We start from the raw sequence: 21,003 nt of genomic DNA, 5'->3' as shown, positions 1-21,003 counted from the left end.
TAGAGGTGAACCTGCGGGCGAAGCCGCTTTTAATGCGTAACTGCAACCGCTAACTCGGGATGCCCGGCGCGTGCGGCCTGGTCGTAAGCATCAACTGCGAATGCAAACACGGGCGGCAGCGCATTGGACCTGCGAAAGTCTACAAGATCGTCTGTTTCGGGAAAGCTCAGGTCAACCGGGCGTGCAAACAGAGCTCTGAGCGCTGACTCGTGCCGGCCGGCAAAACCAAGATCCGCGAGAGCCTCTGCTTCGATTGCGAGCAGGAGCCGCCACGACAGTGGGACTCCTTGCACGATATAGCGATTCGCAACCTCGCGTGTGATTCGCTTAAGGTCTCTCACCACGCGGGCGAATTCGGGGGTGTCGATACGATCTTCTTCGATGTCCATTTTTGTCTCCCTCTTTCGGCGATAATGGCAAGGTACAATACTGTACAAACATACAGTGGTTTTCGCAATCTCCCTTTATCGCGGCGCTCCGATTCGCGCTGATGCAAGCTCGCAATGTGCGATTCCGCCTACGCGCTAATCAGACGCCATCGGCTGTCGGACCCACCATGGATTTGCGATGCTGTCTACACGGTCAGGACATTTCCTGACATGGCGCCGCGAACTTCATTACATCGGATTCGCGCTTTTGATACGAAAGGAGATGAAGATGAACAAGGATCAGAAAGACGGCGTAGTAAAGCAAGCTAAGGGCAAGGTCAACGAAGTCGTCGGCAAGGTAACGGGTGATCGCGCCCAAGAAGCCAAGGGCGACGTGCAGCAGGCGGCCGGGAAGGTGCAGAAAGGCGCAGGCGATGCCCGCGAAGACATGAAGGACGCGTTGAAGAAGCACTAAGCGGTTCGACCGCGCCGTCACTATTTGATTAAGTGGCGGTTGTTTCATTCGAAGTAGATCAGCAAGCGAGGCCGTGTCAGACGCAAGTCGGCACGGCCTTCTTGTTATGTCGCCCCACGCCAAGCGGAAACTTTATGCGCATCAAGTTTCTTGGTTAGACGCGTATATCAAGACCCGGCAGCACTCATTGATATCTGAGGTGCGACGAATCGCGACTCAAGGGCTCTGAAACCCTCGCAGCTTCACACAAATAAACATAACGTTCATGTACAGTTCCGCTCGGATTTGATACCAAAAAACTCGCCCGTTCGGTGACTGCTGCCGAGCGAAGGTAAACGTACAGGCCCGGGCCGAATGAAAACGTTAGCGGTGATTCCCAAGAAGTCTCTGTTACCAACGGCGCTTTTCGCGCTGGCAGCGTTTGTCGTACCTTCTTACGGCACCGCAGCCGAAATATGTGGCGATGGCCTGTGGGCCGACGCCATGATCGGCTCATACCACGTACATCCTAAAAAACACTTTGATCAATTCAATCCGGGCGTGGGTTTGGAATGTTGGGTTTCGCCCCAGTGGGCCGTGACTGGCGGATATTTTCGAAATTCGCTTTCAGCGCCTTCATTTTATGGCGGCGGCGTGTGGGCGCCGGAGTTGACGCATTGGGGTTACGTTCGCCTCGCCGTCATGGGCGGCGTTATCTCGGGCTACGATTACGGCAAGTGGGGATTTGGCCACGATCATAAGGTCGGGCCCGTGGCTGCGCCTTTGATCATGGCCGAGTACGGTCGTATCGGCGCGAATATCATCTTGATTCCGCCGATACCATCAAGCGACTTGCCTTTTACGCTGGGTTTCCAGCTTCGCGTTCGATTTTGGTAAGCGGATCGTCATCACCTGAATCCATTGTTTCCAGCATCGGTAAAAGCTGAATCTTCCAAGGTGAGCCTTTACGGGAGACCGAACACCTCTCAATTTTTAAAATTCACCTGCGCCAATCGGCCGTGGACCTCAAGCGTCAGCGCTTCGATGCGTTCGCTCATTTGCCGCGTGATCTCGGTGAGTTGCGTATTCTGCTCGAGCAGCGCGACGAGTTGATCCGCCTGCTTCGCCGCCTGCTTCTGGCGTTCCTCGTTCGCTGCGGCGATATCTTCCCGATGTCGGGCATCGGCGTCCGAATTCACCTTGTCGCGATCAGCCTGCCGTGTCTGCGCGAGCAGGATCAGCGGCGCAGCATAAGCAGCCTGAAGACTAAAGGCGAGGTTGAGCAAGATAAACGGATAGATGTCGAACTTCGTCAGGCCCGCGACGTTCACCCCGATCCAGCACGCGACAATAACTGTCTGTCCGATCAGAAAAGTGGGCGTGCCGAAGAACCGTGCGAAGCGTTCGGCTTTGAGCGCGAACCAGTCATCGCCGAATACCGATGAAAGATGCATGTGCGGCAGATGAAAACGCAGATGGTGGCGCTTGTCTCCACCGTGTTCGTCGGGCGGAAAAGGTTTGCTCATGGTCGCTCGCGATGAATGGAATACGTGTTGACGTTATACACATCCAGGCAAGCGACCGCATGAACGAAAAGCGTGGAAAGCGCCTACGCCTTGCCGATCTCGAACTCAAACTCCGCTACACCATCGACCCCGCCCGCAACCTTGTCGCCGCGCTTCAACGCGCCGACGCCGGCCGGCGTGCCGCTGAAAATCAGGTCGCCAGGTTTGATGACAACTGCTTGCGACACGTGGCTGATGATGTCCGCGACCGGCCAGATCATGTCGGCGAGATCGCCCGTTTGCCGCGTTGCGCCATTCACCGATAACCAGATCCTGCCGGTTCCCGGATGGCCGATTTTGTCGGCGAGATGAATGGGCGTGAGGGGTGCGGATTCATCGAAACCCTTGGCCCAGTCCCAGGGCCGGCTCATTTTCTTGGCGATTGCCTGCAGGTCGCGACGCGTCAGATCGACGCCAACGCTATAACCCAGCACGTAATCGAGCGCGTCCTTGGGATCGATCCTGCTTCCCGCCTTGCCGATCGCGATCACCATTTCGATCTCGTGATGCAGGTCTTCGGTCAGCATCGGATAAGCGAGCGTTCCTGCCGCGGGCACAACGGCGTCGGTGGGTTTGGTAAAGAAGAACGGCGGTTCGCGATCCGGGTTCGCGCCCATTTCACGAGCGTGATCGGCGTAGTTGCGTCCGACGCAAAACACGCGGCGCACTGGAAACGACGCCGTCGATCCGGCGATGGGAACCGCAACGATGGGAGAAGGAGCGAAGACGTATTCGGTCATATCGGGTACTCGAAGAGATGGGGATGTCGGTGCAGAAAGGCTGCATCACCCATGAACGATATGCTTCGAGCATCTTCCATAGCAGGACAAAACCGGCCCGCGCCTTGGACTAAACTGACCGGCCCGCAAATTGCGCTGCACGGAATTGCGTCGGCGATGAACCCTCAGCCTGACGAAAGCGCCGCGTGAAATAGGCTTCATCGCGAAAGCCGACCAGGAAAGCGATGTCCTTCACGCGGCGTGTATCGTCGGCGAGCAGCGCTTTTGCGCGGCTGATTCGCTGGTCCGTGACCCATTGCACGAAAGTGCGTCCGGTTTCCTTCTTCATCAAACGCGCGACATACCCCGTCGTCAAACCGGCGGCGTCCGCGGTGGATCGCAGGGACAGCGCGTCGTCGTTCAGGTGCTTGAGTACATGGCGCATCACCTTGCTGACTGAGCCGCGGCGGCTGACGGCCCGCTCGCTGAGCGCCGCGAGGTGCAGCAACGAATCCGCGTATCGTGCGCAAACCAGTCCGATCAACTGCAGCAGGTATCCGCGCAAGCGGCCGACGGCGCCAAATCCCCGCGTGCCATCGATGTCCATCATGACCCGAACGATGCGTTGCACCTCGGCGAGATCGGCCGGCGCGAGCTGGAAATCCAGCTCGCTCTGAAAGCGGAAGGGCGCCAGCTCCGGAAAGCGGACGACAGGAACGTTGTTCAGGTCGATACGGCCATCGTAGGCATCGATATCGAGCCCGAGGAAATCCAGCGCGAAGTTGATCACGATAAACCGCGATTGCGCCGGATGCGGGATCATATGCGCCAGATGCGGCGCGATAAACGCGACGGCTCCGGTTGGAAACGCACGGGTTACATCGCCGATATGCTGCTGCGTGTCGCCCCCCAGATTGATCTGGATCTGGAAGTAGTCGTGCTTGTGCCGTTCCGTGATGGCGGAGCGCAGGGTCTGGTCGCGAATATAGAAGTCGAGCCGGTCGCTGCGCTCAGGCATGGCGTAAGTCCGCGATGCACGTCTGGCAATGGAATTCATCGACATGGATTCTGGGGCGGTTACGTAAGAAAACCTACGTTACTAGCATACTGCGTGGCTTCAAAACTTGCCGGTGACGTACGAAGCGCAGCATCGAGCAAGGTCGTGATTTCCTGCTTGCTGCGATCTTCAATAAGATCGAATCTGAGTAATGGCTTTGACGGTTCCCTCTGGTGGCATGAGAACCCAGTTCAGTGCGATACCCGACAGTATTGGGACGTTTCAAACGAACTGATTGTTTTCCCAAGAAAACAATCAGTCAAGGAATCGCCAAACAAAGTATGCGTGAAGCCTTGAAATAAAGGCCATATCACGAGTAGGGTGGCGAATGCTAGGGCGCTGCAAGCGGTAACATCGAACACGACGTCGATTGCTTGGCGTCGACTTGTTCGGGGACACCACTTGCGCGCCCTTGTTTACTCTTGCCACTTGCTGGGCCCACAACGCCCAGGTCACCGACTCAAAAGCGTTCCATGACCTCTGTACTTCTACTCGAAAATATCCACGACACCGCGGTTGCCCGTTTCAGCGAGTCAAAGCTCGAGGTCGAGCGACGCGCAGGCGCGCTTGCTGGCGCAGAGCTGCTGAGCGCGCTCCAGGCGCACAACCTTGTCGGGATTCGATCGGCGACGCATCTCCGGCGCGATGAAATCGATGCCGCGCGTCATCTGCTTGCGATTGGCTGCTTTTGCATCGGTACGTCGCAAGTCGATCTGGACGCCGCTGCACAAGCAGGCATTCCGGTGTTCAACGCGCCGTTTTCGAACACGCGTTCGGTGGCGGAACTGGTTATTGCAGAAGCCATTCTGCTATTGCGCCGCGTTCCGGAAAAAAGCGTACAGGCGCATGCGGGCAAGTGGGCGAAGGGCGCAAGCGGGTCGTTCGAAACGCGCGGCAAGACGATCGCGATCGTGGGTTACGGCAACATCGGCTCGCAGGTTGGCGTGCTTGCCGAAGCCATGGGAATGCGCGTGGTTTATTACGATGTGCAGGCGCGTTTGTCGCTGGGCTCGGCGCGTGCATCGCAATCGTTGGCCGACGCCGTATCGCAAGCCGACGTCGTCACACTCCATGTGCCGGCGACCGCGCAAACCAACTGCATGATCGATGCAGAGACGATCGCCTGCTTCAAACCCGGCGCAATCCTGATCAACGCGTCGCGCGGATCGGTCGTCGATATCGAAGCGCTCGCGCAAGCGTTGAACGCGAAGCGGCTGGGCGGTGCGGCGATCGATGTATTCCCGGAAGAGCCGAAAACAAACGCCGATGAATTCAAAAGCGTGCTTCAGGGCTTGCCGAATGTGATCCTCACGCCGCACGTCGGCGGCAGCACGGAGGAGGCGCAGGAGAATATCGGCACGGAGGTCGCGACCAAGCTGATTTCGTTTCTGACCACGGGCGACACGGTCGGGGCCGTCAACTTCCCGCACGTGAATCCGGGACCGCTCGACGCAGCCGCGCGTTTGCTCAACGTTCACGGCAATGCGCCGGGCGCGCTCGCCACGCTCAACACGAAGCTTGCGGCGGAGGGCGCGAATATTGTCGCGCAGCATCTGCAAACGCAGGGCGAAACGGGATATGTGGTCACGGATCTGGACCGCGCGCCATCGAATGGACTGATCCAGGCACTTTCGAAAGAGCCGGGCTTTATCCGAACGCGCTTGCTGCTGAAATAACCGCGCTCGACCATCTAAAAGGTGAGCTTATTCGGGAGCTGACCGCAATTGATGATTTGCGATCAGCCCCGGAAACTAGAACGATTCCTTGAACGGCCGCAAATCGATTTCTTGCGTCCACGCCGACGGATGTTGCACGTGAATGGCCCAGAACGTTTCGGCGATTGCATCGACGTTGAGCAAGCCATTCTCGCCACGTTCGGCAACGGCTTGCGGACGCGAAGTCCTGAGCCTTTCACCGTCGATACCCCCATCCACCACCACATGCGCGACGTGCAATCCAAGCGGCCCGAATTCGCGCGCCATGCTTTGGGCGATCATGCGCACGCCCGCTTTCGATGCCGAGAAGTGAGCGAAGCCAGGCTTGCCGCGAAGGCTCGCTGAAGCACCCGTGAAGATCACCGTGCCGCGTCCCAGCGGCACGAGTCTGCGCGCAGCTTCCCGGCCCACGAGGAATGCGCCCACGGGTCCCGTGCGCATGAAGCTTTCGAAATCGTCGAGGCTCAAATCGCGAAAGTCGACGCGCCTGTTATTGCCGACGTTATAGATGACGAGCGACGGCGGTTCAATTCCTTCGCGGGACGCCATGGCTTTATCGAAGAGATCGAGGACATCGGGTTCCGATGTTGCATCGGTTACGACTGACTCGGCGTGATGCCCGTTCGCCGTAATCGCGCGCACGACGGTGTCGAGCTTTTCAAGCGAACGGCCCGCGACAAACACGTGATAATCCTGCTGCGCAATCAGTTTGCAGAGCGCGGCACCCAGGCCGAGGTCCGCACCTACGCCAATCACGATCGCACTTTTACGCGTCATGGGAGCACCTTGAGGTTGGTATCAAACGTGATTCGATTCTAAGCGTGTAACCTCAAGCATGCTTGAATGGTCGTCCTTACATGGAGCACTTCTACATGCCGGGTCATGCAGGAAGCTGTCATTGCGGCTCAGTCCCGCGCGAACCGTTTATTTGAAGTCCCAGCGCATCTGCTCGACAATGCCCACGCCCCGCGATGTACGCACGCATTCGCTGACATAGTCGGTGAACGGCAATGGCTCGAAGCCGATTTCATCGCGCAGACGATGGTTGTCGAAGGTGTAGTCGAGCGCGGCAAAGCCGGCATACAGCCGCAGCGCGTGTTCGATCAGCCGGCCGCTCGCCGAGTTCTCGCGGCCGACAACCTCGCGCGCCATCTTGCGAAAATCGCGCTCGCCGCAAATGGTGTAGCGGCGGCCGTGAATGCCGGTGGCTTCGTCCATCGCGATCAGGATCTTGCCGATAGTCGGCGCTTCCGTTCCCGCCGACACGTGGTACAGGTCGAACGCCAGATTCGGCTTCACGGCAAGCAGCATCAGCGCGCGTGCGCAATCGTCGCCGGAGACGACATCGAGCCGGCTCATGGCGCGTGCGGTGAAACGGCGCGCGCCATGCACCACGCGCATCACCCAGAAAATGCTCGCCGACGGCAGTGTCCCCAGCACGGTATGCCCCACCACGATCGATGGCCGCGCGACCACCAGCGGCAGGCGCGGAAAGTTGCTGCGCAGCAGATGTTCGGCGTCCCGCTTGCTTTGCGTGTAGGGCACGAGATGTCCCGCGTCCGCCTGCGAAAACGCCGACTCCCGCACGTTGCCGCCGCATTGCGTGCCGCATGCCATTGCGGTGCTGACGTGCAGGAAGCGTTGCAGCGCGGCGCTTCCATCGAAACGCGATGCAAAGCGCAACGTGTCGCGCACGTTGATATCGAGCACTTGCGGGTTGCTCGAGAACGATGCCATTGCGGCGCAGTTGATCACATGAGATGCGTCGCGAAGACGCGCGAGATCGGCGCCGCAGAACTCGCCGCCCAGTTCGCCCACGATCACGTTCGCCGCGCTCAAACGCTCCGCTTGTACGTGAGGCAAGCCGCACCGCGCGGCTGAAGCGCGTAGCCGCGCGATCGCCTTGCTGATGTCGGCGGCACGCACGAGACACACCACGCGGTCCAGTAAGCCGCCATTGACCAGCGAAACCAGCACATTCCCGCCGATAAAACCCGTCGCCCCCGTGAGTACAAGACTGACCACACCGGCCGGACGTGCCTGTCTGTGAGGCGCCGGGCGTTCAGGCCAGGTGCGGGAAGCACAGGAGGCGTAGTTGAGAGGGGTTTGCCATGCGAACATTGTGTGCTCCGTTCGGTAACAGGACAGGGTCGTAAAGGATCGACGGGAACGAGCTGGGATCAATAGCGGTAGGTCAGCGCCGATATCGCGAAGTAATTGACCTTCTTCTGCACGATCGGGCTGTCGCCGGAATTGCCGATAAGACGGCTTGCGCCAGCTTCGGTGTGCACGGACCATCGTGGGGAGAAGACGGTCGCGGTCCAGCCGACCGAAACCTTCGCGCTGTCGATACCGCCTTTCACCGAGTAAGGCCGGAAGTTGCTATTGGCCGCTTGTGCGTCGGTAACGCCAAAGAAGGTTTGCGCATAACGCCCGGTGCCCGCGTGGATGGAGCCGGTGATATCGACTTGATTCGTGGGCGTTTGCAGAAACGGCACGGTCATGGCGACGTGACCGCTCAAGCCGCGGCCGGTATGTGTGAGCGGTTGGTCGAGCGTCACGCTGATGGTCGATGTACCGAACACATGCGCGCCCGCCTGCACGGAGAGCATCAGCGAGCCCGGAATGCGGCCCATGCCCTTGAGGTAATTAGAGCCGGGCAGGTCGGTGCGATTGCTGTCGCTGCGGCCGAAGTCGTAATCGAGCGCCGTCGATACAAACAAGCCGTTCGCAAATTCCTTCTTGTAGCCGGCGCCTTCCATGGGGCTGAGAAAAAAGCCGTTGTCGAACTGGGCGGCAATAACCGGCGCGACGACCGGCCGATAATCGCGGCTACCCTCATATCGCGGTGCGATGCCGGTGGCGAGCGAGAACATATAGATGTTCTCGGCGTGCGCCAGTGAGACACCGGTCAGGCCGAGCGTCGAAAGACAAAGGTGAGACAGACGTTTGCGCACAATGGGAGCGTTCGAGGGAGAGGAAGCCGCAGTGTAGGTAGGCGGCTCTCCCGCGTCTGTCTTGAATCTGCGGGGATTTGTGCGGGTTTGTGTTCGCGTGTCGGCAAGTGTTTCAGCGAAGCTTGCTCACGCGCGTATTCTTGCGATATTGCCGTTTCGATCCCACGCCGATGAACCCATCAAACGCACTGATCAGGTCCGCCATGTGTTGCACTCTGTTTGCGTTCGCGAGTCCAATTACGGGCTCTAATGCGATCGCAGCGGGTGCGCGCACGAATCACGGTAACGATCCGTTCTTTCAGATATCTACGGCTGTTGCGCATTGCCCCGCGCCTTTAGGTCCGTTGCAGACCGACCAGGAATGGCTCGACGATGCCCATTACCGCATCGAGCGCGGCAATAGTTGCTGGGTGGAGGGGCGATGCCGCTTGTCCAATGCGTATCGATACGATGGCGAGATTGCCGAAGCCGTGCAACGGCGTCTGAACGCAATCAATGCGACCTTGCACTGGCGTGAAAATTCGACGCTATGGCTCACGCTGCAGCGGCGATTTATCTATGTGCAAGGGTGTGTATCGAAGCAATTCGATACCGCCAAGTTCCTGTCTGAGCTGGAAAAGACAGCGGACGTGGATCGGGTTATCGACAACACCACGACCATGCCTTCCAGGCTACCGTTGCCGTACAAAACGCCCGATGACTGATGCCTGCAGGGAGGCGAGGCGTGCGCGAAATCGGTATTGGCGATATTGAGCGCATTCGCGCGAACCGCCGCAAACCATCCACCGCGCAGCCTCGCTTCAGTAACTCAATTCTGCGGCACGTTCGCCTTGTTGCCCGCGAGCGGCGAGCCATAACCGCCGCTTTGCGTGTTATTGGGCAAACCGTTGACCAGCTGAGCGCGCGGATCGGTCGGATTCAGGTTCATCTCTCCGGCCTGCACATTGCCGTGACTGGGATATTCGCTCCCGAGCGGCGCATTCGGCATCAGACGAGGATTGTTCGCCGGTGCGCTCATGTCGTCGTTCGGGCTCTGTCCGTGATTCATGCCCGTGGTTTGCGCCACGACTCCTTGCGCGGCGAACGAGGTCACAAGCGCCGCGGCGGCTACCGTCAAAATGCGATTCAACTTAACGTGATTAACCATGACTGAACTCCCTTTGTTGGGTTTTCGTGTCCGTGATTTATGGGATTCGCGTTAAGCCGTCACGCGTTTTTATGGGTAAGTCTGCTTGGCGAAACTTGCGACCTTATTTGCGCGCCTTCTTCAACTTCTCTTCGCGCTTGGGCCTGTCGTCGATGATTTTTGTCCGGGCCTTGTTCTTCAGCTTTTTCCACTTCTTGCACTCGTCCTTCGTGCGCAAGCAGCCAATGCACAGGCCGGTTTTGCTGTCGAACTTGCAGATGCTGATGCAGGGCGAATCAACTGCCATATCAATCCAATGGAACCCGAGAAAAATGCGTGCTGCTCACCACGTGACATCTCGCACAATGCATGCCCGAGTGCCAAAAACATAATTGCGATCAGGCCAATAGCCGACGCAGCACGGGTGTACACAAATTGTTCATCCGGGTAGCTAATCCGTGGCACGTGTGACCCGGATGCTAAGATTTGGAACATTCCGTCGCGTTGTGCGTAAAGACTGTATGTTATGTCGTGCATTACGCCACCTGCGACCTACCGGCTTTTGCTTCGGACCATGCAAAAACCCCCATTGTTCTCGACGCTGAGCCAGCTTGAATTCGAGCGCGCCGTACTGGGACGCGTCGTGGCCGGCATGCCGCTCGCCGAAGTGCTCGAACACGTGATCCATCGGGTGGAAAACCGCTCGGAGCAACCCATGCGCGCCTCCGTGCTGCTGGTCGATACCACCGGAAAACGCCTCGTTCATGGCGCGGCGCCGAGTTTGCCCGACGAATACAACCGCATTGTCGACGGCCTCGAAACCGGCCCTTTAATGGGATCGTGCGGGGCCGCGGCGTTTCGCGGGGAACCGGTGATTGTCGAGGACATCGATACAGACCCGGTTTGGGCCGCTTTTCGCGATATCGCCCGGAAGTTCGAATTGCGCGCGTGCTGGTCCATGCCCATTTGCGCCGCCGATGGCCGCGTGCTCGGCACCTTCGCCAATTACTATTCGATGCCGAAAAAGCCGTCGCCCGAAGAACTGGACGACATTGCGCAAGTGGCGAGCGTGACGGCGCTGGCAATCGAGCGGCACGCTGGCGACCGCGCGCTGCGGGAAAGCGAAGAGCGTTTGCGGATCGCGCAGCAGGCCGGCGGGATTGGTACCTTCGAGCTGTTTCCGGACAGCGGGCGTATTGCGGTATCGGAGGAACTTTGCTGGCAGTGGGGTTTGACGCCCCGCCATGAGACCCATCTCGACGTACTGCTGGACCTCGTGCATCCCGATGACCGCGCACGCGTGTTGACGGCGCACCAGGACATGCATACGGGCGCGCTGGATTATCTCGAATATCGCATCCGCCGCGCGGACAATGGCGAAGAGCGCTGGATGGCACGCCGCGGCGAAGCCATCGCCAACAGCAGCGGCGGCCTGCGTTTTCTTGGCGTGACATACGACATCACGGGCCACAAGCGTTTCGAAGAACGCCTGCGCGTGAGTGAAACGCAATTGCGCCGGCTGAACGATTCGCTCGCGGCCGAAGTCGATGCCCGCACTCGCGAGCGCAACAGCATCTGGCGCAATTCGCGCGATCTTTTTATCGTGGCGACCAGTTCGGGCGTGCTGCGCGCGGTCAATCCCGCGTGGACCGACATCCTGGGTTTTCGTGAGGACGAACTGATCGGCAAGTCGTTCGCGGAAATCGTTCATCCGGATGACGTGGAAGCCACCGAGACCGCGCTGCAATCCGTCGCGCGTTCGGGGATCGTGCGGTTTGAAAATCGTAACCGTCACAAGGACGGGTCTTACCGATGGGTATCGTGGGTCGCGGCGCCCGAGGGCGACACGCTGTACGGCAACGGCCGCGATGTCACCAGCGAAAAGGAAACCCAGCACGCGCTGCAGCAAACCGAAGAGGCCTTGCGTCAGGCGCAGAAGATGGAGGCGCTCGGGCAACTGACGGGCGGTATCGCGCACGATTTCAACAACCTGCTGCAAGGCATTACCGGTCCGCTCGAACTGATCCGCCGTTATACCCAGCTCGGCCGGACGGACGACATCGACCGCTTCATCACGATGGCAACCGGCGCTGCGAACCGCGCCGCGTCGCTGACGCATCGTCTGCTGGCGTTTTCGCGGCGTCAGCCGCTCGACCCGAAGCCGGTGAACGCGGACGAGTTGCTGCATTCCATCGACGATCTGCTCAAGCGCACGATGGGCGAGGCGATCGATACACGCGTGATTCCCAATCCGAGACTCTGGCTCACGCGCTGCGACGCAAATCAGCTCGAAAACGCCGTGCTGAACTTCGCGATCAACGCGCGTGACGCGATGCCCGAAGGCGGCCGCCTGACGCTCGAGACGGACAACGTGGAACTCGGGCCCGAGTTCGCAACGTCGCATCCCGATGTCGCGCCGGGCCAGTACGTGGTGGTATCGGCGTCGGATACGGGCGCCGGCATGCCCGACGACGTCAAGGCGCGCGCCTTCGATCCGTTCTATACGACCAAGCCGCTCGGGCAGGGCACGGGGCTGGGTTTATCGATGGCGTACGGGTTTGCCAAGCAATCGGGCGGAATCGCGACCATCGAAAGCGCGCCCGATGCCGGTACGACCATCCGGCTTTATCTGCCGCGGTTCACCGGCGGTGCGGGCAAGACCGAGGTGACAACGGAGCTGACGGAAGCGCATCGCGCAGCCGGCGGCCACGTGATCCTGGTGGTCGAAGACGATGCGTCGGTGCGTGAGCTCGTGTGCGAGATCCTGCGCGACCTGGATTATGAGGTGCTGGAGGCCGTCGACGGACCGTCCGGACTTGCGATACTGAATTCGCCGGCGCGTATTGACCTGCTGGTCACCGATGTCGGCTTGCCCGGGCTGAACGGCCGCCAGCTTGCCGATGCCGCCCGGGCCTCTCGCCCCGCGCTCCGCGTGCTGTTCATGACGGGTTACGCCGAGTCGGCCACGCGCGCCAACGGCTTTCTCGACACCGGCATGGAGATGATCACCAAGCCCTTCACGCTCGAATCCATGGCGAGCCGCATCCGCCGCATGGTGACCATGGCGGGCTGATTGCGGCTCCCGTATTGCCTCACCGTCAAATACCCGCCCGAATGGCATGGTCTTTGCTCATGCATGGCGGGCGTGTGCGTTTCCCGAGACCGCAGGACACCGGCTCGCGGCTGACAACTCTACAAACCATCGCAACGCTTGGCCGGAGATCCTTGATGGATCGCCGGCGCGACCGCATCATGAACCCCGCTAAAGCCAATAAGAGAACGATGTGATGACACCAAATCCCGTCCCGCGCCGGCCCGCGTCGAAGGTCTTGCCTCCCGAGGCGCCGGGCATGCGGGCGTTGCTTTCGCTGGTCACCGGCGTGGTGGTGATCTGCGCGCTGTATTTTGGGCGCGCGGTGCTGATCCCGATCATTCTCGCGGTGTTGTTGAGCTTCCTGGTTGCGCCTTTCGTCGATTTGTTGCGGCGGTTGAAACTGGGGCAAGTGCCGTCGGTGATCCTGGCCGTGCTCGTTGCGTTGTCCGTGCTGACGGCGGTTGGCGCGCTGATCGGTGCGCAAGTGGCGCAGCTCGCCAGCGACCTGCCGCGTTATCAGGTCGCCGTAGAACGGAAAATCGATGCCGTGCAGGAGAAGACAGTTGGCCGCGCTGATGCGTTCCTTGGCAAGGCGGCAACCGCGCTGAAACGGATATCGCCGAACCGGCAGGAGGAGATCCGCAAGAGCCAGGAGAACCAGACGGCGTCTCCTATCGACGCACCCATGCCCGTCGAAGTCCACGAGCCATCCCCTTCGCCAGTGGAACTTGCCCAGCGCTTCCTGTCGCCGATCATCAGTCCGCTCGAGACCACGGGCATTGTCCTTGTCGTGGCGATATTTATCCTGTTGCAGCGAGAAGACCTGCGCGACCGGCTGATCCGGCTGTTCGGATCGCGCGACCTGCACCGCGCAACGACCGCCATGGATGAAGCCGCGCGGCGGCTTTCGCGCTATTTCCTCGCGCAGCTCGGCATCAACATGGGCGTGGGTATCGTGATTTCCATCGGGCTCGCGATCATAGGCGTGCCCGGCGCGCTGCTGTTCGGCGTGCTGACCGGATTGCTGCGTTTCGTGCCCTACGTGGGGACGTGGATTGCGGCGCTGCTGGCCGTTATCTTCGCCACGGCAGTCGGCCCGGGCTGGTCGATGATGATCTGGACCATCGTGCTCTTCGGGGTCACCGACATCGTCGCGGGCCAGATCGTCGAACCGATGCTTTATGGCCACAGCACGGGTCTTTCGCCCTTTGCCGTGATTGTTGCGGCGGTGTTCTGGAGCTGGATCTGGGGGCCGATCGGGCTGGTTTTATCTACGCCATTGACGCTGTGTCTCGTGATTCTCGGGCGTCATGTGGATCGGTTGGAATTCCTCGACGTGCTTTTCGGCGACCGTCCAGCCTTGACGCCGGCGGAGAATTTTTATCAGCGGCTGCTCGCCAACGATCCCGACGAAGCGCTCGTACAGGCCGAATCGCTACTCAAGGAGCGCTCGCTCAGCGCGTATTACGACGAGGTCGCGCTGGAGGGTTTGCGGATCGCGCATCAGGACGTGCTGCGCGGTGTCGTGACGGCGGACCAGTTGAAACGCATCAACGAATCCGCAATGGATATCATCGAAGGGCTGGAAGAGGTCGAGGACGTGGTGATGGCCGCCCGCCCCGATGAAGAACCGCCGGCAAGCCTGGAGATGTCGGATCGCGAGGCGGGCATTTTCCACGAAGCGCCGCCTGCTCATTTCGATGCTGCCAGCGAAGGGCATACGTCGTCCGTGCTGTGCATCGCGGGGCGCGGCGTGCTGGACGATCTGGCCGCGACGATTGCCGTGCAACTGTTTCGCAAGCACGGACTGGGCGCCGATCTCGCGCCGTACGAGCGTTTCTCCCGTACCCGTTTCGATGAAGTCGACCTGACCGGCGTTTCGCTGATCTGCGTGATTTCTTTCGATGCCGCCGAATCGCCGCCTTACTTGCGCAATCTGCTGCGCCGATTGCATCAGCGGGCAGGGGCGGCGGATCTGATTGTCGGGCTGGTCGTGCCGGACAGCGCGCTGGAAGGCGAGGCGGTGATCAGGAAGACATCGGCGGCGACTTCGTTCAAGGAACTGGTCGAGGCGTGCGTGGCTGCTGCGCGGCTACAGACTACCAATGGCGTCTCCTGGGAAGGCCTGAACCCGGAAGAACCCGTGCCGGTTGCAGATTCGGGAAAGGCGCCGGCGGTTGTTCCTGTCTTGCGCGGCGCCTGAATGCCGCTTAACGATTTCCGTCGAAGAGATCGTTCAGCATGGTGTCGAAGGCGCCTTGCGCCTCTTCGAGTTCCTGCAACGCAGCGTCGAAAGTCTGCAATGCGATCTGCGTAGGCCGGCCGTCGCCGTTCGGCGGAAACTGCCCCTGTAATGCCGTGAACGCCGCCTGGACCTGCTGTGTGGCGTTCACGATGCGCTGCATCGCCTGCGCTTCTTCTGTTCGATTGTGTTCGGCAGTCATCGGAGTCTCCGTTCTGGGAACCCCGATATTACCAATTGATGTGACAGGCGGCACGCCTACTGCGACGTCCAGCCGCCATCGATCTGAAGCGCCGAACCGCGCATTTCATCGGCGGCTTCCGAGCAGAGAAATACCGCCAGCTTGCCAATCTGCTCCGGCGTCACGAACTGTTCCGACGGCTGTTTCTCGCCGAGCAGCTTCGAGCGCGCCGCGTCCGGCGAGATGTTTTCCTTCGCGGCGATATCGTCGATCTGCTTTTGCACCAGCGGCGTCAGCACGAAACCCGGGCAAATCGCGTTCACCGTGACGCCCGTGCGCGCATTTTCGAGCGCGGCTACTTTCGTCAAACCGACAATGCCGTGCTTCGCGGCCACATACGCCGATTTCCCCACCGAGCCCACCAGCCCGTGCGCCGAGGCGATATTGATCACGCGACCCCAGCCGTTATCGCGCATTTTCGGCAACGCAACCCGCATGGTGTGAAACGCCGAGGTCAGATTGATCGCGATAATGGCGTCCCACTTCTCGACCGGGAAGGTATCGATGGTCGCGACGTGCTGGATGCCCGCGTTGTTCACGAGTACATCCACGGCGCCGAATTGCTCGATGGCAAACGTGATCATCGCTTCGATCTCGGTGGCCTTGGACATATCCGCGCCGTGATGCACGGCCTTCACGCCGTGCTGTTCGATCTGCGATTTCGCGTTCTGGATCACGGTGGCGTCGCCGAAACCATTCAGCACGATATTCGCGCCGGCTTGCGCGAGCGCATTGGCGATCCCGAGGCCAATACCGCTGGTCGATCCGGTGACGAGTGCGGTCTTGCCGGCGAGCGGAGTTGCTGCGAATGAAGTCATGGGGCGGGTCCTGTCGAAGAGGATGTTGGATGGCGGCATCAGGTGTCGATGCCGCCAAGTTTGCCAGATGTCGCGCCGGGGGTTAAACCAGGCCGGTCGTGTAATACACGGCGATCACGAAAAATACCGCCAGGGTCTTGATGATCGTCACGGCGAAAATATCGCGATACGCCTCGCGGTGCGTCAACCCGGTCACGGCGAGCAGCGTGATCACCGCGCCGTTATGCGGCAGCGTGTCCATGCCGCCGCTGGCCATCGCGACCACGCGATGCAGCACTTCGAGCGGGATATGCGCGGCTTCCGCGCCCTTGATGAACGTGTCCGACATGGCCGCGAGCGCAATGCTCATTCCGCCCGACGCCGATCCGGTGATGCCGGCAAGCGAACTCACGGAAACGGCCGCGTTGACCAGCGGATTCGGGATGCTCTTGAGCGCATTGCTGACCACGATAAACCCCGGCAATGCCGCGATCACGCCACCGAAACCGTACTCGGAGGCGGTGTTCATCGCGGCGAGCAACGCACCGCCCACAGCCGCTTTCGTACCCACGGCAAAACGTTCGCGCACGCGCCCGAACGCTGTCAGCACGACCAGCAAGATGCCGAGCAGCAGCGCGCCTTCGACGGCCCAGATTGCAACCACGGATTTGATCGGCGTGACGATCGCCGCATGAACGCCCGGCAGCACATCGGGCGCGACGGAATAACTCGCGCCGTACCAGACGGGAATCAGCTTCGTCAGCGCGAAGTTCGCAACGCCGACCAGCACCAGCGGCGCGACCGCCAGCAACGGATTGGGCAACTGCGCGCTTTCCACGCGATCCGGCTCATTGACAAGCGACGTGCCGTAACCCTCGCCGGTCGCCATCACCGAGCGGCGGCGCCATTCGAGAAAGGTCAGCCCGACCACGATGATGAACAGCGAACCGGCCGTTCCAAGAATCGGCGCGGCCCAGCCCGTGGTCTTGAAAAAGGTCGTGGGGATGATGTTCTGGATCTGCGGCGTGCCGGGCAGGGAGTCCATCGTGAACGAGAATGCGCCGAGCGCGATTGCGCCGGGCATCAGGCGCTTCGGGATATTGCTTTGCCGATACATCTCGGCCGCGAACGGATATACGGCGAACACGACCACGAATAGCGAGACACCGCCATAGGTGAGCAACGCGCACACCGCCACGATCACCGCATTCACGCGCGTCTTGCCGATGTATCGGATGGCGGCGGCCACGATCGATTCCGAGAATCCCGACAATTCGACGACCTTGCCGAACACGGCGCCAAGCAGGAAGACGGGGAAATACAGCTTGACGAAGCCGACCATCTTCTCCATGAAGATGCCCGAAAACACCGGCGCGACAGCCGCGGGTTCAGTGAGCAGGACGGCGGCGAGGGCGGCGAGCGGCGCCACCAGGATCACGCTGTATCCGCGATACGCGGCCAGCATGAGAAACGCCAGTGCGGCGAGGACGATGATGAACGACATTGAGTCTCCGTACTTTGTTGTATATCCCGGCGCGCAATGAACGGTCCGGGTAGGGCGCGCCTTTATTGCAGCATCCGTGCCAATCGTTGTTTGGCAAGGCTTTCCGGGAATAATCGGCGGTCGTGGCAACGGATTCATGACGGAAATCCATGAATCGAGACGAAAACCGTTGGAAAGCTATCCGAAATTTCTGCTGGATTTCCTCTAAATCGCGGCCAAACGGCCGGTAGTGTAATGCCTTGCTGATTTTCCACGTTTCGAGATACCCTGTCTCGATATCGAGAAAACCCACGAGACACTGATGCTCAACGACTGGACGCACGTCCCCGTCGATTACAGCGACGTTTTGCGCCGCGCGATGGATTCGCTCTTCAAGACCTTCGAGAATTTCAGCGAAGGCACGTTTATCGTCGATAAAGATGCGCGCGTCGTCTGGATCAACAAGCGCTACGCCGCGCGTTTCGGGTTTGCAGATCCCGAGGACGCCATCGGGCGGGACTGCGAAGCGGTGATTCCGAACAGCCTGATGCGCGAGGTCGTGACGACCGGCAAACCGATCCTGCTCGACTTGCTGGAGACGGATCGCGAACCGCTGGTCGTCACGCGCTTGCCGCTGAAGGACGATTTCGGCGAAACGGTCGGCGCGATCGGCTTCGCGCTCTTCGATGAAATGAAAGCGCTCACGCCGCTGTTTTCCCACTATTCACGCGTGCAGCAGGAACTGATCGCGACACGGCAATCGCTGGCACAGGCGCGGCGCGCGAAATATACGTTTGCAAGTTTTGTCGGCACGAGCACGGCGAGCCTCGACGTCAAGCGCCAGGCGAGGCGCGCCGCGCAGGTCGATTCGCCGGTTTTGTTGTCCGGTGAGACGGGCACCGGCAAGGAGCTGCTTGCGCACGCCATTCACGGCGCGTCGGCGCGATCGGCGCGGCCGCTGGTATCGGTGAACGTCGCGGCCATTCCCGACACCCTCCTCGAAGTCGAATTTTTCGGCGCGGCGGCGGGCGCTTATACGGGTGCGGATCGCAAGGGGCGGGTGGGCAAATTCGAACTCGCCGACGGCGGCACGTTATTCCTCGATGAAATCGGCGATATGCCGCTCGCGCTGCAGGGCAAGTTGTTGCGCGTGTTGCAGGAAAAGGAGTTCGAGCCGCTCGGATCGAACCGCATTGTGCGGGCGGACGTGCGGATCATCGCCGCGACGTCGGCGGATTTACCGGCGCTTGTGTCGAGCGGACGGTTTCGCGCGGATCTGTTTTATCGGCTGAACGTGCTGGCGATCCATGCGCCGCCGTTGCGCCAGCGTATAGGGGATATCGAGGCGCTCGTATACGCCATGCTCGAAGAGCTCTCCGCCGATGCCCGCCCGCGTCACGCCGGCCAGTTCGTTCTTCACGACGACGCGTTGCGCCTCTTGTGCGCGTATTCGTGGCCTGGGAATGTGCGTGAATTGCGCAATGCGCTGGAGCGAGCGGTGATGTTGTCGGACAGCGAGCATATCGATGCCCGCGCGCTGGGGTCGTTCATGGGTGCGGAAAGTATCGCGCCGGAGCCGGAACCGCCAAGGGCATCTGCGGAAGACGAGGTCGTGCCATATGCAGAAGCCATGGCGTCGTTTGAAAAGCAGTTTCTCTCCGATGCGCTGCATGCCAGTGGTGGACGAGTAGCCGAAGCGGCGCAGCGAATCGGCATTGGGCGGGCGACGATGTACAAGAAGATCGTGGCGCTGGGGATCGCGGTCTGACGAACCGATTTCTCGCCGAAGGATTCGCCACCAGATTCGCCATGGAGTCGATATCTATCTGGAATATAATGGTTTTTTATGGTTTTTTAGTGTCCATAAGATTCGCCATTAAATCCGCCAGATAACAACCATGACGCTCGCTGAATCGAAATATCCGTACTACGCGGTCCATCAGATGCATCCAATGCTGCCTTCCGAGCTGAAAATGGATACATTGCGTCCACTGGCGGCGGATGTTATCGGTCAGGCGAAGGATCTCGCGGCGCATGGCATGCCTCATTTGCGCGATCTGTTGCGCGAAGCGCTGCGTCCCATGAATTCCTACTATACGAACAAGATCGAAGGGCAGCATACCGAACCGCTGCTGATCGAGCGCGCGCTGCAGGAGGATTTCTCGGCCAAGCCGGGAGAGGCGCTTAAGCAGCGCATCGCGGTGGCGCATATCGGCACGGAGCGCTGGGGCGAAGAGACCTTTCCCGCCTTCGATTCCACAGCGTTTTTCGAGAGCTCGGTCGTCCAGGCGATTCATCGGCATTTGCATGACCAATTGTCGGAGCAGGACTTGCTCCAGACGGGCGATGACGGCAAAGAGGAAAAAATCACGCCGGGCATCTGGCGGGACCGAGGCGTCAAGGTCGGCGCGCACATCCCGCCGGATCCGGCCACTGTGCCGCGGTTCATGGAAGAGTGGACACGCGGATATCGCTACGCGCGGGCTGGCGAAACGGCTGTTATTGCACTAACGGCGGCGCATCACCGGCTCGCATGGATCCACCCGTTTCTGGATGGCAACGGGCGCACGGCGCGGTTGCATACGCATATCGGGCTGTCTGCGCTTGGGCTGACGCAAGGGCTCTGGTCTCCCATGCGCGGCTTTGCGCGCGAACAAGCGGATTACTACAAGCATCTGATTGCAGCCGATCAGCGCCGCAAAGGCGATCTTGACGGCAGGGACGTCCTGAGCGAAAGCGGTCTGGTGGAGTTCATAGACTTCTGCATGAGCGTTTATCTGGATCAGATCAGGTTCATGGACAGCATGCTGCAGATGCAGGCTTTCGAAGCAAGACTCGCGCAAATGCTGGCCGCCGAATCGACCAAGGCCGATACCCGTTTTCTGCGCGTCGAGGCTGCGCAACCGCTTGCGTACCTGGGTACGGTCGGAACTCTCGACAGGACGCGGTTCAAGGGAATGACGGGGCTTGCAAGCCGAACCGCGGACCGCGCGTTGGCCGATCTCTTCAAGCTGGGCATCGTCAGTTCGAAGACGCCGAAAGGACCGGTCGAGCTTGCGTTGCCGCTCAAGTTGTTTCGCTACCTTTTTCCCCGCCTGTGGCCCGAAGCCGAGGTCGATACGGCGCGTCAGGTGTGAGCTTCAAACGCACGCCTGGAAGGCGCCCCGAAACCGCCGCGTGGCATA

At 60.3% G+C, this 21,003-nt stretch carries 20 protein-coding genes; 8 read left to right on the top strand and 12 right to left on the bottom strand.

Going from position 1 to position 21,003, the window contains the following annotated elements; translation table 11 throughout:
• Positions 1-29: 29 nt before the first annotated feature.
• Positions 30-389 carry a DUF2471 family protein gene (locus AX768_RS29215; RefSeq protein WP_062003502.1) on the bottom strand — a complete coding sequence of 120 codons (360 nt, stop codon included), beginning with the start codon at positions 387-389 and terminating at the stop codon, positions 30-32.
• Between the two features lie 268 nt (positions 390-657).
• Here AX768_RS29215 and AX768_RS29210 point away from each other — a divergent pair, with 268 nt between their 5' ends.
• Positions 658-843 carry a CsbD family protein gene (locus AX768_RS29210; protein ID WP_056363795.1) on the top strand — a complete coding sequence of 62 codons (186 nt, stop codon included), beginning with the start codon at positions 658-660 and terminating at the stop codon, positions 841-843.
• A gap of 354 nt (positions 844-1,197) precedes the next feature.
• A complete protein-coding gene (locus AX768_RS29205; RefSeq protein ID WP_231941581.1) occupies positions 1,198-1,719 on the top strand; it encodes a hypothetical protein in 522 nt (173 codons plus the stop codon).
• Between the two features lie 89 nt (positions 1,720-1,808).
• On the opposite strand, the gene AX768_RS29200 is transcribed toward AX768_RS29205, so the two are convergent.
• The 3 genes from AX768_RS29200 to AX768_RS29190 all read right to left on the bottom strand — a co-directional run bounded on the left by AX768_RS29200 (position 1,809) and on the right by AX768_RS29190 (position 4,163).
• Positions 1,809-2,348 (bottom strand): DUF1003 domain-containing protein, encoded by a 540-nt coding sequence (locus tag AX768_RS29200; protein ID WP_062003501.1) that lies wholly within the window; start codon positions 2,346-2,348, stop codon positions 1,809-1,811.
• A gap of 83 nt (positions 2,349-2,431) precedes the next feature.
• On the bottom strand, positions 2,432-3,127 hold the full coding sequence (locus AX768_RS29195) for a fumarylacetoacetate hydrolase family protein (protein ID WP_062003500.1): 696 nt from the start codon (positions 3,125-3,127) through the stop codon (positions 2,432-2,434).
• A gap of 109 nt (positions 3,128-3,236) precedes the next feature.
• Entirely contained in the window at positions 3,237-4,163 is a 927-nt protein-coding gene (locus AX768_RS29190) for a helix-turn-helix transcriptional regulator (RefSeq protein WP_062003760.1), read from the bottom strand.
• Positions 4,164-4,636: 473 nt separating this feature from the next.
• Between AX768_RS29190 and serA the strand changes: the two genes are divergently transcribed.
• The gene (gene serA, locus AX768_RS29185; RefSeq protein WP_082779126.1) at positions 4,637-5,839 is read left to right on the top strand and encodes a phosphoglycerate dehydrogenase; all 1,203 of its coding nucleotides are present in this window, start codon (positions 4,637-4,639) and stop codon (positions 5,837-5,839) included.
• Positions 5,840-5,914: 75 nt separating this feature from the next.
• Here serA and AX768_RS29180 read toward each other — a convergent pair whose 3' ends face one another.
• The 3 genes from AX768_RS29180 to AX768_RS29170 all read right to left on the bottom strand — a co-directional run bounded on the left by AX768_RS29180 (position 5,915) and on the right by AX768_RS29170 (position 8,754).
• Positions 5,915-6,655 (bottom strand): SDR family NAD(P)-dependent oxidoreductase, encoded by a 741-nt coding sequence (locus AX768_RS29180; RefSeq protein ID WP_062003498.1) that lies wholly within the window; start codon positions 6,653-6,655, stop codon positions 5,915-5,917.
• Positions 6,656-6,802: 147 nt separating this feature from the next.
• Positions 6,803-7,999, bottom strand: coding sequence for an SDR family oxidoreductase (locus AX768_RS29175; RefSeq protein ID WP_062003497.1), 1,197 nt, complete (start codon positions 7,997-7,999; stop codon positions 6,803-6,805).
• Between the two features lie 59 nt (positions 8,000-8,058).
• Positions 8,059-8,754 (bottom strand): MipA/OmpV family protein, encoded by a 696-nt coding sequence (locus tag AX768_RS29170; protein WP_062003759.1) that lies wholly within the window; start codon positions 8,752-8,754, stop codon positions 8,059-8,061.
• A 251-nt stretch (positions 8,755-9,005) separates the two neighbouring features.
• On the opposite strand from AX768_RS29170, the gene AX768_RS29165 reads away from it, so the two are divergent.
• Positions 9,006-9,539 carry a hypothetical protein gene (locus AX768_RS29165; RefSeq protein WP_155524356.1) on the top strand — a complete coding sequence of 178 codons (534 nt, stop codon included), beginning with the start codon at positions 9,006-9,008 and terminating at the stop codon, positions 9,537-9,539.
• 104 nt (positions 9,540-9,643) lie between these two features.
• On the opposite strand, the gene AX768_RS29160 is transcribed toward AX768_RS29165, so the two are convergent.
• Together AX768_RS29160 and AX768_RS29155 are read right to left on the bottom strand one after the other, a co-directional pair.
• On the bottom strand, positions 9,644-9,982 hold the full coding sequence (locus tag AX768_RS29160; RefSeq protein ID WP_144022006.1) for a hypothetical protein: 339 nt from the start codon (positions 9,980-9,982) through the stop codon (positions 9,644-9,646).
• A gap of 103 nt (positions 9,983-10,085) precedes the next feature.
• On the bottom strand, positions 10,086-10,268 hold the full coding sequence (locus AX768_RS29155) for a DUF1289 domain-containing protein (RefSeq protein ID WP_062003496.1): 183 nt from the start codon (positions 10,266-10,268) through the stop codon (positions 10,086-10,088).
• Positions 10,269-10,535: 267 nt separating this feature from the next.
• Here AX768_RS29155 and AX768_RS29150 point away from each other — a divergent pair, with 267 nt between their 5' ends.
• Both AX768_RS29150 and AX768_RS29145 read left to right on the top strand, forming a co-directional pair.
• Positions 10,536-13,034 carry a PAS domain-containing protein gene (locus tag AX768_RS29150; protein ID WP_172812039.1) on the top strand — a complete coding sequence of 833 codons (2,499 nt, stop codon included), beginning with the start codon at positions 10,536-10,538 and terminating at the stop codon, positions 13,032-13,034.
• Between the two features lie 214 nt (positions 13,035-13,248).
• Entirely contained in the window at positions 13,249-15,258 is a 2,010-nt protein-coding gene (locus tag AX768_RS29145; protein WP_082779124.1) for an AI-2E family transporter, read from the top strand.
• 7 nt (positions 15,259-15,265) lie between these two features.
• Here AX768_RS29145 and AX768_RS29140 read toward each other — a convergent pair whose 3' ends face one another.
• The 3 genes from AX768_RS29140 to AX768_RS29130 all read right to left on the bottom strand — a co-directional run bounded on the left by AX768_RS29140 (position 15,266) and on the right by AX768_RS29130 (position 17,839).
• A complete protein-coding gene (locus AX768_RS29140) occupies positions 15,266-15,499 on the bottom strand; it encodes a hypothetical protein (RefSeq protein ID WP_062003494.1) in 234 nt (77 codons plus the stop codon).
• A gap of 56 nt (positions 15,500-15,555) precedes the next feature.
• Positions 15,556-16,356 carry a 3-hydroxybutyrate dehydrogenase gene (locus AX768_RS29135; protein WP_062003493.1) on the bottom strand — a complete coding sequence of 267 codons (801 nt, stop codon included), beginning with the start codon at positions 16,354-16,356 and terminating at the stop codon, positions 15,556-15,558.
• Positions 16,357-16,438: 82 nt separating this feature from the next.
• Entirely contained in the window at positions 16,439-17,839 is a 1,401-nt protein-coding gene (locus tag AX768_RS29130; protein WP_062003492.1) for a GntP family permease, read from the bottom strand.
• A 301-nt stretch (positions 17,840-18,140) separates the two neighbouring features.
• Between AX768_RS29130 and AX768_RS29125 the strand changes: the two genes are divergently transcribed.
• Positions 18,141-19,586: a sigma-54 interaction domain-containing protein gene (locus AX768_RS29125; protein WP_062003491.1), complete on the top strand. Its 1,446-nt coding sequence runs from the start codon at positions 18,141-18,143 to the stop codon at positions 19,584-19,586.
• Positions 19,587-19,716: 130 nt separating this feature from the next.
• Complete coding sequence (locus tag AX768_RS29120) at positions 19,717-20,955, top strand: Fic family protein (protein WP_062003490.1); 1,239 nt, start codon at positions 19,717-19,719, stop codon at positions 20,953-20,955.
• The last annotated feature ends 48 nt before the right edge of the window (positions 20,956-21,003 follow it).

The organism is Burkholderia sp. PAMC 28687, assembly GCF_001577465.1.
Lineage (GTDB): Bacteria > Pseudomonadota > Gammaproteobacteria > Burkholderiales > Burkholderiaceae > Caballeronia.
The sequence above is the reverse complement of the archived record's forward strand: the minus strand, read 5'-3'. Positions and strand labels throughout refer to the sequence as shown.

Bases quoted from the DNA above. Each gene is read 5' to 3' on its own strand.
- AX768_RS29200 (WP_062003501.1), bottom strand. From the start codon at position 2,348: ATGAGCAAACCTTTTCCGCCCGACGAACACGGTGGAGACAAGCGCCAC.
- AX768_RS29130 (WP_062003492.1), bottom strand. From the start codon at position 17,839: ATGTCGTTCATCATCGTCCTCGCCGCACTGGCGTTTCTCATGCTGGCC.
- AX768_RS29145 (WP_082779124.1), top strand. From the start codon at position 13,249: ATGACACCAAATCCCGTCCCGCGCCGGCCCGCGTCGAAGGTCTTGCCT.
- AX768_RS29190 (WP_062003760.1), bottom strand. From the start codon at position 4,163: ATGAATTCCATTGCCAGACGTGCATCGCGGACTTACGCCATGCCTGAG.
- AX768_RS29165 (WP_155524356.1), top strand. From the start codon at position 9,006: ATGAACCCATCAAACGCACTGATCAGGTCCGCCATGTGTTGCACTCTG.
- AX768_RS29180 (WP_062003498.1), bottom strand. From the start codon at position 6,655: ATGACGCGTAAAAGTGCGATCGTGATTGGCGTAGGTGCGGACCTCGGC.
- AX768_RS29195 (WP_062003500.1), bottom strand. From the start codon at position 3,127: ATGACCGAATACGTCTTCGCTCCTTCTCCCATCGTTGCGGTTCCCATC.
- AX768_RS29175 (WP_062003497.1), bottom strand. From the start codon at position 7,999: ATGTTCGCATGGCAAACCCCTCTCAACTACGCCTCCTGTGCTTCCCGC.
- AX768_RS29150 (WP_172812039.1), top strand. From the start codon at position 10,536: ATGCAAAAACCCCCATTGTTCTCGACGCTGAGCCAGCTTGAATTCGAG.
- AX768_RS29205 (WP_231941581.1), top strand. From the start codon at position 1,198: ATGAAAACGTTAGCGGTGATTCCCAAGAAGTCTCTGTTACCAACGGCG.
- AX768_RS29125 (WP_062003491.1), top strand. From the start codon at position 18,141: ATGCTCAACGACTGGACGCACGTCCCCGTCGATTACAGCGACGTTTTG.
- AX768_RS29155 (WP_062003496.1), bottom strand. From the start codon at position 10,268: ATGGCAGTTGATTCGCCCTGCATCAGCATCTGCAAGTTCGACAGCAAA.
- AX768_RS29140 (WP_062003494.1), bottom strand. From the start codon at position 15,499: ATGACTGCCGAACACAATCGAACAGAAGAAGCGCAGGCGATGCAGCGC.
- AX768_RS29135 (WP_062003493.1), bottom strand. From the start codon at position 16,356: ATGACTTCATTCGCAGCAACTCCGCTCGCCGGCAAGACCGCACTCGTC.
- AX768_RS29215 (WP_062003502.1), bottom strand. From the start codon at position 389: ATGGACATCGAAGAAGATCGTATCGACACCCCCGAATTCGCCCGCGTG.
- AX768_RS29160 (WP_144022006.1), bottom strand. From the start codon at position 9,982: ATGGTTAATCACGTTAAGTTGAATCGCATTTTGACGGTAGCCGCCGCG.
- AX768_RS29210 (WP_056363795.1), top strand. From the start codon at position 658: ATGAACAAGGATCAGAAAGACGGCGTAGTAAAGCAAGCTAAGGGCAAG.
- serA (WP_082779126.1), top strand. From the start codon at position 4,637: ATGACCTCTGTACTTCTACTCGAAAATATCCACGACACCGCGGTTGCC.
- AX768_RS29170 (WP_062003759.1), bottom strand. From the start codon at position 8,754: ATGTTCTCGCTCGCCACCGGCATCGCACCGCGATATGAGGGTAGCCGC.
- AX768_RS29120 (WP_062003490.1), top strand. From the start codon at position 19,717: ATGACGCTCGCTGAATCGAAATATCCGTACTACGCGGTCCATCAGATG.